Source organism: Streptomyces sp. NPDC085900 (assembly GCF_044540925.1).
GTDB lineage: Bacteria > Actinomycetota > Actinomycetes > Streptomycetales > Streptomycetaceae > Streptomyces > Streptomyces gilvifuscus.
Genome location: NZ_JBITSP010000003.1, coordinates 21,807 through 35,609, shown reverse-complemented (window position 1 = coordinate 35,609; position 13,803 = coordinate 21,807). Strand labels below are relative to the sequence as shown.

The following is a 13,803-nucleotide window of genomic DNA, read 5'->3' as shown; positions in this document are numbered from 1 at the left end:
GACCACTGGCGTGGGGTGGGGACCCGGCGCCGAACCAGCACGATCAGGCACCACGACCGAGCACCACCGACCACGCATGATGACCGGCTTTCACCACGCTTTTCACGCGCGCGCACAGTACGGGGGAGGATAGACGCATGCAGCCACGGAACATGTCCATGAGCGGAGTCGTCGACCTCGCCGCGGTGAAGGCGGCCCAGGAGGCCAAGGAGAAGGCGGAGCAGGCGCGTGCCGAGGCCGCCCGGCAGGGTGGCGGCCCGGGAGCCGTCTCGCCGGCGGATCTGGTGATCGACGTCGACGAGGCCGGCTTCGAGCGTGATGTCCTGCAGCGCTCCGCCGAGGTGCCCGTCGTCATCGACTTCTGGGCCGAGTGGTGCCAGCCCTGCAAGCAGCTGAGCCCGGTCCTGGAGCGGCTCGCCGTCGAGTACAACGGTCGTTTCCTGCTCGCCAAGATCGACGTCGACGCCAACCAGATGTTGATGCAGCAGTTCGGCATCCAGGGGATTCCGGCCGTCTTCGCGGTCGTCGCGGGGCAGGCTCTGCCGCTCTTCCAGGGGGCCGCCGGAGAGGCGCAGATCCGCCAGACCCTCGACCAGTTGGTACAGGTCGCCGAGCAGCGGTTCGGCCTGACCGGTCTGACGGTCGACCCCGAGGCCGAGCCGGGCGGCGCCCGGCCCGAGCCCGAGGAGATGCCGGCGGGTCCGTACGACGCCCTGCTCGAGGCCGCCGTACAGGCCCTGGACTCGGGGGACTTCAGCGGTGCGGTCCAGGCGTACAAGAACGTGCTGAGCGACGACCCGGCCAACCCGGAGGCCAAACTCGGCCTCGCGCAGGCCGAGTTGCTGCAGCGGGTGCAGGGGCTCGATCCGCAGGTCGTGCGCCGGGAAGCGGCCGAGAAGCCGGCCGACGTGCGGGCGCAGATCGCCGCGGCGGACCTGGATCTCGTCGGCGGTCATGTGGAGGACGCCTTCGGGCGGCTCATCGAGACCGTCCGGCGCACGGTGGGTGACGACCGGGACGCGGTGCGTCTGCGACTGCTGGAGCTCTTCGAGGTCGTAGGGGCGGACGATCCGCGTGTGGCGACGGCCAGGCGAGCCCTGGCCCGCGCCCTGTTCTGACCGGGGCGGCGGACCGGGTTCTGACCAGTCACTAAACGCCACGGCATGTGATGCCCGAGTGAAAGATTTGCCGACAGAACGTCAGTGCGGCCGCGCTTTGCCAAAACTTGGTAATCGCGGCCGCTGTTACTGGGAGTAAGTTACGGGCGTTGATCTGTCGGTTTCTGTCCAACGATCAATGGTTTTGTACCCGCCCCCGAGTGCACCGTGCGTCGCCACCCGAGACCTGTGGGTCGTCCATCGGTTATCCGGCCGTTACTACCGAGTAACGAAGGCCCTTGTGCGGGCGGCGAGAATGCACCACGATCGGCCACGCTCGGTCCGTTCCCGTACCCCGACAGCCGGTCGGGTCGCGGGAGTTCCAGGGTCCCCACCGGGCAGAGCCAGCGCCAGGCGGCGCCGGCTCTTGGACAGGGGGGTCTTCACCCGCTCGGTGAAGCCTGTCCAGCAAGGTTGTGCGTGATGCGTGTCAGGCGCGACCAGTGGTTGTCGCTCGGGGGTGATCGCCGGTGATCGGTGCGCGGTTCGCGCCTCCGAGACAGGCGCTCTCCTTCCCGAGGACGTAGCACTTCTCCCATCCCTGCCCGGACGAGCCGCCGACTGGGGGCAGCCGGGACCAGGAGATGTACGTCCGAGAAGGAGGAAATATGGAGTCCCAGGTGCGTGGCGGGACCAGATGGAAGCGGTTCGCTGTGGTCATGGTGCCCAGCGTCGCCGCTACGGCCGCGATAGGTGTCGCCCTCGCGCAGGGCGCTCTCGCCGCGTCGTTCAGCGTCTCCGGCCAGCAGTTCAAGGTCACGGCGGACCAGCTGGAAGGCGACGGCTTCTCGCAGTACGGAGCCATCGACTCGGGGTACACCCTCGACGGCAAGAAGACGGCCCACCCGGTCGCGGTCTCGGCGTTCAAGTCCGCGTCCATCAAGGGCCTGTGCCAGTCGGTGGTCACGCCGAACGTCCCGATTTTCGGCAGCGTCAGCCTCATCCTGAAGGCGGGCGGCGGTGACAAGCCGGTAGAGGCCGACAACCTCTACATCGACCTCGACGACCTGTCGGCCGACGCGACGTTCACCAACATCGACATCGGTGTTGCCGCCGGGAGCGCCAGCAAGGGCCCCGGCATCAAGAGCGGTGACGCCGCGAACCCGTACGGGTTCGCCCAGCAGGCCGAGCACGCCTCGCTGACCGGCGTGAAGCAGACGGCGTGGGCGACCACCGCCGGAACCTTCAAGCTCAGCGGGCTGAAGATGTCTGTGCAGACGGGTACGCACGAGTGCTACTGAGCACTCTGTGACGGGCGGGGGAGCCGATGGCGCCCCCGCCCGTCCACCTTCCCGCACCTTCTTCACACGCAACACACTCACCACCACAGCGTCACCACACAGCACGATCACCACAGCAACGCCGCACCAGGGAGCTGTTTTCCATGAGCGCCGAGACTCCTGCCGCACCCGTCGGCCAGTTCAGCCGCCGGAGGCTGCAGTTCCGCGCCTGGCGGGGTACGCGGCCGTTCTGGGCCGGACTGTTCGTCCTGCTCGCCGGCTTTCCGATCATGTACTTCCCGTACGCGCATCTCCAGGTCGGTCACCTGACGTTGGCGATGGCCACCACCGGCGGAGCCGGCTCCCTGATCATCGGCGTGCTACTCGTCGTCCTGGGCGTCAGCCTCTGGTTCCAGAAGCACGTACGGGTCTTCGCGGGCGTCGCCGCGATCCTGCTGGGTCTGGTGTCCATCCCGGTGTCCAACCTCGGCGGGTTCCTGATGGGGTTCCTGCTGTCGCTGGTGGGCGGGGCCATGGCCGTCGCCTGGGCGCCGGGCGCGGAGCCCGGTGAGCAGCCGGCCCGCGAGGACACCATCGGTAAGGGCGGTGCGCCGGAGGCCACCGACCCCGACACCACCCTCCTCAAGCCCGTGGTGGGCGAGCCGAACGATCTGTCAGGAACGAGCCCGGCCAACGGGGCGAACGGGAGGCACAGTGCCGGCTGACGAGGTGACCCACGGGGCTGATGTGGACGAGTCCCGTGTGAGAACCGGGCCGCGCCACGCGGCACCCAAGAAGCCGCTGTTCACCCGGTTCCACATGCCGGCCGGCAAGGCGATGGCCATGGCGGCGATGCCGACCGCCGTCCTCATGGGCATGGGCTTCACGTCCTCGCTCGCCCTCGCGGACAGCGGTGGTTCGACGCCGACCGCGAAGAGCCTGACCGCCGACGAGTACAAGAACTGCGTTGCCGCGCTGGACGGTTCCTCGGCCTCGCCGTCGCCGTCCGCCTCGGCGAGCTCCAGCGACTCGGCCGACAAGGCGACGCCCTCGCCCTCGTCCTCCGCCGGCTCGTCGAAGGACTCCTCCGCCACGGGCAAGGACTCGGGCACGACCTCTTCGTCGGATTCAGGTTCCGACGACAAGGCCACGCCCAGCCCGTCCGCGACGGACAGCGGGAGCAAGGACACGTCCGGCGGCGCCACCGCCACGCCGACCCCCTCGGCGTCCGCGAGCAGCGGCAGCGGCGGCGGTCTGCTGGGCGACATCGGCGACGCGATCACCGGGATCTTCACCGGGGGCTCCGGCTCCGGCTCCTCGTCGAGCGCCGGCGCGAGCCCGTCGCCGTCCGCCTCCGCGTCCTCCTCGTCGAGCGACACGTCGAAGGACTCCTCGACGTCGAGCGCGTCCGACACCGTGAAGGACACGACCAAGAAGGTCACCGACACGGTCAAGAAGACGACCGACACGGCCACCGAAACGGCCAAGGACGTCACCAAGTCGGTCGAGAAGGCAGCCGAGACGGCCACCTCCTCCCCGAGCCCCTCGGCGAGCTCCAGCACCGACGCGCAGAACTGCCCCGCCGCCACCGAGGACGTCAGCGGCGTCGACAACAAGGTGGCGGTGGCGGACGACCCCTGGTACCTCAGCGCCAGTTCGCTGCTGCTGAAGGGGGCCGACTACCAGGGCGTCGTCGAGGTGAAGACGGCCGGAGGCACCACCAAGAAGGTGCTGAAGTACGTCATATCCAACGGCACCGACATCGGCGACCTGAACCAGACGGTCAAGGACAAGCAGCAGAACAAGACGTACCACGTGGAAGCCGGGAAGGGGACGACGTCCACCATCCGCGGCGGCGACACCACGATGTACACGGAGTCCATCTCCGGGAACCTGTTCGGGCTGATACCGATCACGTTCACCCCCGACAACCCGCCGCCGCTGAACATCCCGTTGATCTACTTCACCAACGTCAAGGTCGTCCAGGCCGCCCAGTTCGGCGGCACGCTGCACGTGCCGGGCATGCACCTGTACACGACCGACGGAATCGGCTGAACGCCGTCACAGACCCGTTCGGGAGCCGCACAAGGCCTGAGGGCGCCCCCCGCCACGGGGGGCGCCCTCAGCGCCGTACAACCGCCTTTGCGGCGGTGTCAGTTGTCAGTTGCCGCCGCCGATGTGGTGGACGCGGAGCATGTTGGTGGTGCCGGGGACGCCGGGGGGCGAGCCGGCCGTGATGATGACGGTGTCGCCCGCGGAGAAGCGGTTGATCTTCGCGATCTCCTGGTCGACCATGTCGACCATCTCGTCCGTGGTGTCCACGAAGGGCACCACGTGCGACTCCACGCCCCAGCTCAGCGTGAGCTGGTTGCGGGTGTTCTCGTCGGTGGTGAAGGCGATGATCGGCTGCTGCGCGCGGTAGCGCGACAGGCGGCGGGCGGTGTCGCCGGACTGGGTGAAGGCCACCAGGCCCTTGCCGCCGAGGAAGTCCGCGATCTCGCACGCGGCGCGCGCGACCGAACCGCCCTGCGTACGCGGCTTCTTGCCGGGCACCAGCGGTTGCAGGCCCTTGCTCAGCAGCTCCTCCTCGGCCGCGGTGACGATCTTCGACATCGTCTTGACGGTCTCGACCGGGTAGGCGCCGACGGAGGACTCGGCGGAGAGCATGACCGCGTCCGCGCCGTCCAGGATCGCGTTGGCGACGTCGGAGGCCTCGGCGCGCGTGGGACGGGAGTTGGTGATCATCGACTCCATCATCTGGGTCGCCACGATCACCGGCTTGGCGTTGCGGCGGCACAGCTCGATGAGGCGCTTCTGCACCATGGGGACCTTCTCGAGCGGGTACTCGACGGCCAGGTCGCCACGGGCCACCATGACGGCGTCGAACGCCATCACGACGTCCTCCATGTTGTCCACCGCCTGCGGCTTCTCCACCTTGGCGATGACCGGGACCCGGTGGCCCTCCTCGTCCATCACCTTGTGGACGTCGGCCACGTCCCTGGCGTCGCGGACGAAGGAGAGCGCGACCATGTCGCAGCCCATGCGGAGCGCGAAGCGCAGGTCCTCGACGTCCTTCTCGGACAGCGCGGGCACGTTGACGGCCGCGCCGGGCAGGTTGATGCCCTTGTGGTCGGAGACGACGCCGCCCTCGATGACGATCGTCCGCACCCGCGGGCCGTCGACGTCCAGGACCTTCAGCTCGACGTTGCCGTCGTTGATCAGGATCTGGTCGCCGCGGTCGACGTCGCCGGGCAGGCCCTTGTAGGTCGTACCGCAGATGGTCTTGTCACCCGGGACGTCCTCGACGGTGATGACGAACTCGTCACCCCGCTCCAGCTCGACCGGACCCTCGGCGAAGGTCTCCAGGCGGATCTTCGGGCCCTGCAGGTCGGCGAGGACACCGACGGGCCGGCCCGTCTCCTTCGACGCGGCACGGACGCGGTCGTACCGCGCCTGGTGCTCGGCGTGGGTGCCGTGGCTGAAGTTGAACCGGGCCACGTTCATTCCGGCCTCGATCATCGAGACCAGCATTTCGTGGGAGTCGACCGCGGGGCCGAGAGTACAGACGATTTTCGAACGGCGCATGGGGTGGATCCTATCGGTTTGTTTCGCCGCGGAATATTCCGTCTGGCGGAAGATACAAATGGGCGGACCGGCGCTCAGTTGCTTTGTTACCGCTCAGTTGTCACACGGCGGAGCCGCATATCAATACCGACCGACCAGGGCGTAGGTCTGCGTCGCGATTTCCAGTTCTTCGTCGGTGGGCACCACCGCGACCTTCACCCGCGCGTCCGCGGGCGAGATCAGCCGCGGCTCGTCGCCGCGTACGGCGTTGAGCGCGCCGTCCACCGCGAGGCCCAGGGTCTCCAGGCCCGCGACGGCCGCCTCGCGCACCACTGCCGCGTTCTCGCCGACGCCCGCCGTGAACGCGATCGCGTCCACCGTACCCAGCACGGCGTAATAGGCGCCGATGTACTTCTTCAGGCGGTGAATGTAGATGTCGAAGGCGAGCTTCGCCTCCTCGTCGCCCTCGTCGACCCGGCGTCGTATCTCCCGCATGTCGTTGTCGCCGCACAGGCCGACCAGCCCGCTCTTCTTGTTGAGAAGAGTGTCGATTTCGTCGATGGACATTCCGCCAACACGCGCCAAATGGAAGATGACAGCCGGATCCATGTCTCCCGAGCGCGTACCCATCACGAGCCCCTCCAAAGGCGTCAGTCCCATGGAGGTGTCCACGCACCGGCCGCCGCGCACCGCGGACGCGGAGGCGCCGTTGCCCAGGTGCAGCACGATCACGTTGACGTCCTCGGGCGCCTTCCCCAGCAGCTTCGCCGTCGCCCTGGAGACGTACGCGTGCGAGGTGCCGTGGAAGCCGTAGCGGCGCACGCGGTGCTCGTCGGCGGTGCGCACGTCGATCGCGTAGCGGGCGGCCGACTCCGGCATCGTGGTGTGGAAGGCGGTGTCGAAGACGGCGACCTGGGGCAGGTCGGGCCGCAGGGCCCGCGCGGTGCGGATGCCGGTGAGGTTGGCGGGGTTGTGCAGCGGGGCCACCGGGATCAGCCGCTCGATCTCGGCGAGCACGGTCTCGTCGATGACGGTCGGATCCGTGAAGGTCTTCCCGCCGTGCACCACCCGGTGGCCGATCGCGGCGAGTTCGGGGGAGTCCAGCCCGAGCCCGTCCTTGGCCAGCTCCTCCGACACCGCCTTCAGCGCGGCGTCGTGGTCGGCGATCGGCCCGCTCCACTCACGGGTGTCGTCTTCGACGACGTGCGTGTGCCTGATCCGCGAGGACTGCTCGCCGATGCGCTCGACGAGGCCCATGGCCAGCCGGGTGCTGTCCCGCATGTCGAGGAGCTGGTACTTCACCGACGAGGAGCCGGAGTTGAGGACGAGGACGCGGGACGCGCTCACTGGACGGTCGCCTTCTGTGTCGGGGTCTGGGCCTGGATGGCGGTGATGGCAACGGTGTTGACGATGTCCGAGACCAACGCGCCCCGGGACAGGTCGTTGACCGGCTTGTTCAGCCCCTGCAGCACCGGGCCGACCGCGATCGCGCCGGCCGAACGCTGCACCGCCTTGTAGGTGTTGTTGCCCGTGTTGAGGTCGGGGAAGATCAGCACCGTCGCCTGCCCGGCCACGTCCGACTCCGGCAGCTTGGTCGCCGCGACGGTCGGCTCCACCGCGGCGTCGTACTGGATCGGCCCCTCGATCTTCAGGTCGGGCCGCCGCTGCCGCACCAGCTCCGTCGCCTCCCGCACCTTGTCCACGTCGGCCCCGAAGCCGGAGGTGCCGGTCGAGTACGACAGCATCGCGATCCGCGGCTCCACGCCGAACTGCTCGGCGGTGGTGGCCGCCTGGATGGCGATGTCGGCGAGCTGCCGGGCGTCCGGGTCGGGGTTCACCGCGCAGTCGCCGTAGACCAGCACCTTGTCGGCGAGGCACATGAAGAACACCGACGAGACGATGTCGGCGCCCGGCTTGGTCTTGATGATCTCGAAGGCGGGCCGGATGGTCGCCGCCGTGGAGTGCACGGACCCGGAGACCATCCCGTCGGCCAGCCCCTCCTGGACCATCAGCGTGCCGAAGTAGTTCGCGTCGCTGACCACGTCGTAGGCCAGCTCGACGGTCACGCCCTTGTGGGCGCGGAAGGCGGCGTACTTCTCGGCGAAGGAGTCGCGCAGCTCGCTGCGGGCCGGGTCGATCAGCTGGGAGTCGCCCAGGTCGATGCCGAGGTCGGCGGCCTTCTTGCGGATCTGGTCGACCGGGCCGAGCAGGGTGAGGTCGCAGATGCCGCGGCGCAGCAGCACCTCGGCGGCGTGCAGGATGCGCTCCTCGGTGCCCTCGGGCAGCACCACTCGGCGCTTGTCGGCACGGGCCTGTTCGAGCAGCTTGTGCTCGAACATCATCGGGGTGAGGCGGTCGCTGCTGGGGGCGGAGACGCGCCGGATGAGGTCGGCGGTGTCGACGTGCCGCTCGAAGAGCCCGAGCGCGGTCTCCGCCTTGCGCGGCGTGGCCGCGTTCAACTTGCCTTCCAGGGCGAAGAGTTGCTCGGCCGTAGGGAAGCTCATGCCGGGCACGGAGAGCACCGGGGTGCCGGGCGCCAGGCGGGCGGCGAGGGTGAGGACGTTCTCGTCGGGCGCCTCGCCCAGGGTGAGCAGCACGCCGGCTATCGGCGGGGTGCCGGCGCTGTGCGCGGCCAGCGAGCCGACGACCAGGTCGGCGCGGTCGCCCGGGGTGACGACCAGACAGCCGGGGGTCAGGGCGCTGAGGAACTTCGGCAGCATGGCGCCGCCGAAGACGAAGTCGAGCGCGTCCCGGGCCAGTCCCGAGTCGTCGCCCAGCACGACCTTCGCGCCCAGCGCCTGGGCGATCTGGGAGACGGTCGGCGCGGACAGGGCGGGTTCGTCGGGCAGGACGTAACAGGGCACGGGCAGCCGGGAGTCCAGCTTCCCCGCGATCTCGTCCCGGTCCTCCCGGGCCACCCGGTTGGTCACCATGGCCAGTACGTCGCAGCCCAGGCCGTCGTACGCCCGGTAGGCGTTGCGGGTCTCGGCGAGCACGGACTCGCAGGTCTGCTTGCGGCCGCCCACCACCGGGACGACCGAGGCGCCGAACTCGTTGGCCAGGCGGGCGTTGAGGGAGAGCTCGTCGGGCAGCTGGGTGTCGGCGAAGTCGGTGCCGAGGACGAGGACGACGTCGAAGTCCCGGGCCACGGCGTGGAAACGGTCGACGAGGACGGACACCAGCTCGTCCGCGCCCCGCTCGGCCTGGAGCGCGGAGGCCTCGTGGTAGTCCATGCCGTAGACGGTGGCCGGGTCCTGGGAGAGCCGGTAGCGGGCGCGGAGCAGCTCGAACAGCCGGTCCGGGCTGTGGTGGACCAGCGGCCGGAACACCCCCACCCGGTCGACCTGCCGGGTCAGGAGCTCCATGACCCCCAGCTCGACGACCTGGCGGCCGTCGCCGCGGTCGATACCGGTCACGTACACGCTGCGCGTCACGCGTGCTCTCCGTTTCGTCGCTCGTCCGTCGCTGTCGGCTCGAGTCCATACGGGTCATATGGGGGCTCGTGAAAATCGCCCACCGAGGTGAGCGGAACCTACTTGACAATACCCCCGGGGCTGGATAAGGCGCCCGTCAGCATTCGTCCCCCATGTCAGGACCTGTGGCGGGGGTCGCACCGGGACCCATGGCCCTGTGCGAGGAGAAGGGCGATCGGTGACCATCTCCGGACATGAAACAATCGGACTGGCTCACCGGTACCGACAGCGAGCAGGAGACACAGCACGATGCGCATCGGGGTTCTCACCGCAGGCGGCGACTGCCCAGGCCTGAACGCCGTGATCCGATCGGTCGTGCACCGAGCGGTCGACAACTACGGCGACGAGGTCATCGGCTTCGAGGACGGCTACGCCGGCCTGCTGGACGGCCGCTACCGCGGTCTCGACCTCAACGCGGTCAGCGGCATCCTGGCCCGCGGCGGCACCATCCTGGGCTCGTCGCGCCTTGAGCGGGACCGTCTGCGCGAGGCCTGCGAGCGGGCCGAGGACATGGTCGAGGCCTTCGGCATCGACGCCCTCATCCCGATCGGCGGCGAGGGCACGCTGACGGCGGCCCGGATGCTGTCCGACGCCGGTCTGCCGGTGGTCGGTGTGCCGAAGACCATCGACAACGACATCTCCTCCACGGACCGCACCTTCGGCTTCGACACCGCGGTCGGCGTCGCCACCGAGGCGATGGACCGCCTGAAGACGACCGCCGAGTCCCACCAGCGGGTGATGGTCGTCGAGGTCATGGGCCGCCACGCGGGCTGGATCGCCCTCGAGTCCGGCATGGCCGCCGGCGCGCACGGCATCTGCCTGCCCGAGCGTCCCTTCGACCCGGCGGACCTGGCCGAGATGGTCGAGGAGCGCTTCTCGCGCGGCAAGAAGTTCGCGGTCGTGTGCGTGGCCGAGGGTGCCCATCCCGTCGAGGGCAGCATGGACTACGGCAAGGGCGAGATCGACAAGTTCGGCCACGAGCGCTTCCAGGGCATCGGTACGGCACTCGCGTACGACCTGGAGCGCCGCCTCGGCAAGGAGGCCAAGCCGGTCATCCTCGGCCACGTCCAGCGGGGCGGCGTACCGACGGCGTACGACCGTGTCCTGGCCACGCGCTTCGGCTGGCACGCGGTGGAGGCGGCGCATCGGGGTGAGTTCGGCAACATGACCTCGCTGAAGGGCACCGAGATCGTGATGGTGCCGCTGGCGCAGGCGGTGACCGAGCTGAAGACGGTGCCCAAGGACCGCATGGACGAGGCGGAGTCGGTCTTCTAGGGCCCGCACGGCGGACTCGGTGAGGTCCGCTGCGGTTCGGTCGCGCCCTGAAGGGGCGCGGGGAACCGCGCGACCGGCCACGACGGGACCCGCGGCCGCCCGACGGCCCGGTCCCGCACATCCGGCGGATCGCTCAGCGGGTGTTGTCCTGCACGGCGCCCCAGAAGTGGTCGACGATCCGGTCCAGGAAGTCCCGTCCCGCCCGGCCGGCGTCGCTCGCCGCGCTTCCGTCGCCCCAGCTCAGTGAGGCGACCATCTGCCCCTGGTAGTCCTGGTGCAGCTCCTGGAGGGTGTCCTCCAGGAGGCGCCGGTCCAGCGGCACCATCCTGGCGACCGGGCGGACGTAGGCCTGCCAGCGCGTGGTCACCGCACCGCGCAGGGCGTCGGCCAGCTTCGGCTCACGTCCCGTGACGGTGACGAAGTCCGGCAGCGACAGATCGAGCAGGTCGGCGAGGGTGGCCGACTGACGGTCGTTGCCGCGCCAGGTGTTGTGTTCCTCCATGTGCAGATAGGCGAGGAGTTCCAGGCCGACGCCGCGGGCCACGTCCTCGGGGGCGAGACCGCGGGCGAGGCGGTGTTCGCGCAGGGTGCGCGGCTTGCCGATGAGTTCGGCGGGGGAGCACCACAGCACGCCCGCGAGCGCGGCCAGTTCGGGGTTGGTGGGGGAGACCACCCCGCGTTCCCAGGCGATCACGAGATCCGGGGTGACGTAGGGGAGCCCGTACGAGGAGCACAGTCCGTAGGCGACGTGCTCCGGGCCCATGTTGAGCGCCGTGCGCAGCCGACGGGCGGCGGTGGAGTCGAAGGGCGGGGCGGGCTGGGGTGGCCGGGTGGGGTGGATCGGGCGGTTGGGGTGGGGGTCCGGGTGGTGTGAGGGATGGCGCACGGCCACAACGTAGGGCCCCCGGGGTGCAGTGACTACGGTCTGTTCGGCCAGGAACACGGATTGTAGGAACGTACGGCTGTGGGGTGTCCGGGAGTCGACCGGAGATCATCCGACATCGGACCGGACGCGGTGGCGGGCCGGCCGCGCACGTCACGGACGGTGAGGTCGATCTTCGCGCACGAGGCGAATGGCAAGGTAGAGGGGCATATTCGCGGACGACCGCGCGCGGCGGGTCCCGGGCCCGACGCGACAGCCGGCCCGGACGGCATCCGGCGGGCGCCGTCCGTGCGGGCGGGCCTCGAAGAGGCGTTCGCACGGTCGGCCCGCCGTCGGGTGGCGTGAAGGAGGGGAACCCGCGGCTCAAACCGAACGGTCCCCCGGCGCGAGCCGGGCCCGGAAGCCGCTCGATCCCTCACCCCTTCACGGCCCCGCCCAGGGCGAACCCCCCGCCCAGCCGCCGGGCGATGAGCACGTACAGCAGGATCACCGGTGTCGAGTAGACGATCGAGAACGCGGCCAGCTGCCCGTACGCGACCATCCCCCGGTTGCCGAAGAACTCGTTGATGCTCACGCTCGCCGGGATCTGGTCCGGTGTCAGCAGCAGCATGAACGGGACGAAGAAGTTCCCCCACATCATCACGAAGGAGAACACGGTCACCACCGCCACCCCGGGCCCCATCAGCGGCAGGACGATACGGACGAGGGACTGCAACGACGACGCCCCGTCCGTCCACGCCGCCTCCTCCAGCTCCTTCGGCACCCCGTCCATGAAGTTCTTCATCAGCCAGATGGCGAACGGGAGTTGGGAGGCGGCGAAGAAGAGGATCGTGCCCTGCATGGTGTCGATCAGGTTCACCTGGACGAACAGCGCGTAGACGGGGACCATGACCGCGGTGATCGGCAGGCTCGTCGCGAACAGGATCGTGAGGAGGAAGGGCCGGTTCAGGCGCGAGCGGAAGCGCGACAGCGGGTAGGCCGCGAGCGCCGCGCACACCACCGTCAGCAGCGTTCCTCCGCCGCACAGGATCAGGCTGTTGAGGAGCGGAGTGAAGGTGATGTCCTGCTTCAGGATCGCGTCGAAGTTGGCGAGGGTGAGGCCGTCGGGCGCCTTCACCCGCAGGTCCGCGTGCGGGTCCACCGAGGACAGCAGGACCCAGGCCAGCGGGAGCGAGAAGGCGGCGGCGACCGCCAGCAGGCCGGCGTCGGCGGCCAGCCGGCGACTGCGGCGGCGGGCGGCGAGGGTGACCGTGGGGGCCATGGTGGATCAGACCTCCGTCCGCAGCAGGCGCAGATAGACCAGCGAGAAGAGGGAGCCGACCACGAGCAGCAGCAGGGCGACCGCGGTGGCGTAGCCGATCATGCTGTTCTGGAAGGCCTGTTCGTACATGTAGAGGGGCAGGGTCTGGCTCTTGTTGCCGGGGCCGCCGCGCGTCATCACCCAGATCAGACCGAACACGGACAGCGTCTGCAGGGTGTTCAGCATGAGGTTCGTACCGATGGAGCGGCGGATCATGGGCAGCGTGATGTGCCACATCCGGCGCCAGCCGCCCGCGCCGTCGACCTCCGCCGCCTCCGTGATCTCGCTGGGGATCTCGTTCAGCGCGGCCGAGTAGACCAGCATCGAGAAGGCCGTGCCCCGCCAGACGTTGGCGAACGACACCGCCAGGATCGGCAGGGTGAACAGCCAGTTCTGGGAGGGCAGATGGAGCCAGCGCAGGATGGCGTCCAGGGTGCCCTCGCGGCGGAAGAACGCGTACAGCAGGAACCCCGCGACCACCTCCGGCAGGACCCACGCGGTGATGACGACGCCGCCGGTGAGCGTGCGGACCGGCTTGGAGGCGCGCTGCATCAGGGCGGCCAGGGCCAGGCCCAGCGTGTTCTGGCCCAGCAGGGAGGACACGACGGTGAAGACGAGGGTCAGCCATACGGCGTTGAGGAACTCGTCGTCGGCGAAGGCCTTGCGGAAGTTCGCCAGACCCACGAAGGAGGAGTGGGCCTGGCCGGTGAGCTGGAGGTCGGTGAAGGCGATGTAGGCGCAGTAGGCGATCGGGCCGGCGAGGAAGAGCAGCAGCAGGACCAGGGCGGGGGTGACGGGCAGGGCCCGGACCAGGGCGCGGCGGACGCTCGCGCCGGGCGTGCGGCGACCGGACGACGGGCCCGGAGGGACGGAACCGGTGGTCTCCGGGCCGCCGTCGGCCGTCTTCGTCTGCGGGAGTGCGGCGGTCATC

Annotated in this window: 11 protein-coding genes; 5 read left to right on the top strand and 6 right to left on the bottom strand. The window is 69.6% G+C overall.

From position 1 onward, the window contains the following. Positions 1-137 precede the first annotated feature (137 nt). The 4 genes from ACIGDI_RS09485 to ACIGDI_RS09470 all read left to right on the top strand — a co-directional run bounded on the left by ACIGDI_RS09485 (position 138) and on the right by ACIGDI_RS09470 (position 4,432). The gene (locus tag ACIGDI_RS09485; protein WP_399893090.1) at positions 138-1,118 is read left to right on the top strand and encodes a tetratricopeptide repeat protein; all 981 of its coding nucleotides are present in this window, start codon (positions 138-140) and stop codon (positions 1,116-1,118) included. A 647-nt stretch (positions 1,119-1,765) separates the two neighbouring features. Continuing rightward, a complete protein-coding gene (locus tag ACIGDI_RS09480) occupies positions 1,766-2,398 on the top strand; it encodes a DUF6230 family protein (RefSeq protein WP_200704429.1) in 633 nt (210 codons plus the stop codon). A 143-nt stretch (positions 2,399-2,541) separates the two neighbouring features. Then, positions 2,542-3,102: a DUF6114 domain-containing protein gene (locus ACIGDI_RS09475; protein ID WP_399893086.1), complete on the top strand. Its 561-nt coding sequence runs from the start codon at positions 2,542-2,544 to the stop codon at positions 3,100-3,102. Then, positions 3,092-4,432, top strand: a complete 1,341-nt coding sequence (locus tag ACIGDI_RS09470; protein WP_399893083.1) for a hypothetical protein — start codon at positions 3,092-3,094, stop codon at positions 4,430-4,432. The genes ACIGDI_RS09475 and ACIGDI_RS09470 overlap by 11 nt, the downstream gene beginning before the upstream one ends. A 105-nt stretch (positions 4,433-4,537) precedes the next feature. Here ACIGDI_RS09470 and pyk read toward each other — a convergent pair whose 3' ends face one another. The 3 genes from pyk to pta all read right to left on the bottom strand — a co-directional run bounded on the left by pyk (position 4,538) and on the right by pta (position 9,375). Continuing rightward, a complete protein-coding gene (gene pyk / locus ACIGDI_RS09465) occupies positions 4,538-5,962 on the bottom strand; it encodes a pyruvate kinase (RefSeq protein WP_399893080.1) in 1,425 nt (474 codons plus the stop codon). A 120-nt stretch (positions 5,963-6,082) separates the two neighbouring features. Then, entirely contained in the window at positions 6,083-7,288 is a 1,206-nt protein-coding gene (locus ACIGDI_RS09460; protein WP_399893077.1) for an acetate kinase, read from the bottom strand. Further along, on the bottom strand, positions 7,285-9,375 hold the full coding sequence (gene pta, locus ACIGDI_RS09455; protein WP_399893074.1) for a phosphate acetyltransferase: 2,091 nt from the start codon (positions 9,373-9,375) through the stop codon (positions 7,285-7,287). Before pta ends, ACIGDI_RS09460 begins: the two co-directional genes overlap by 4 nt. A 288-nt stretch (positions 9,376-9,663) precedes the next feature. Between pta and ACIGDI_RS09450 the strand changes: the two genes are divergently transcribed. Then, the gene (locus ACIGDI_RS09450; protein WP_200704423.1) at positions 9,664-10,689 is read left to right on the top strand and encodes an ATP-dependent 6-phosphofructokinase; all 1,026 of its coding nucleotides are present in this window, start codon (positions 9,664-9,666) and stop codon (positions 10,687-10,689) included. 133 nt (positions 10,690-10,822) lie between these two features. On the opposite strand, the gene ACIGDI_RS09445 is transcribed toward ACIGDI_RS09450, so the two are convergent. The 3 genes from ACIGDI_RS09445 to ACIGDI_RS09435 all read right to left on the bottom strand — a co-directional run bounded on the left by ACIGDI_RS09445 (position 10,823) and on the right by ACIGDI_RS09435 (position 13,802). Continuing rightward, positions 10,823-11,575, bottom strand: coding sequence for a helix-turn-helix domain-containing protein (locus ACIGDI_RS09445; protein ID WP_384821789.1), 753 nt, complete (start codon positions 11,573-11,575; stop codon positions 10,823-10,825). A gap of 412 nt (positions 11,576-11,987) precedes the next feature. Beyond that, the gene (locus ACIGDI_RS09440; protein ID WP_142142566.1) at positions 11,988-12,833 is read right to left on the bottom strand and encodes a carbohydrate ABC transporter permease; all 846 of its coding nucleotides are present in this window, start codon (positions 12,831-12,833) and stop codon (positions 11,988-11,990) included. A 6-nt stretch (positions 12,834-12,839) separates the two neighbouring features. Beyond that, positions 12,840-13,802 (bottom strand): carbohydrate ABC transporter permease, encoded by a 963-nt coding sequence (locus ACIGDI_RS09435; protein WP_399893069.1) that lies wholly within the window; start codon positions 13,800-13,802, stop codon positions 12,840-12,842. Between the last annotated feature and the right edge of the window lies 1 nt (position 13,803).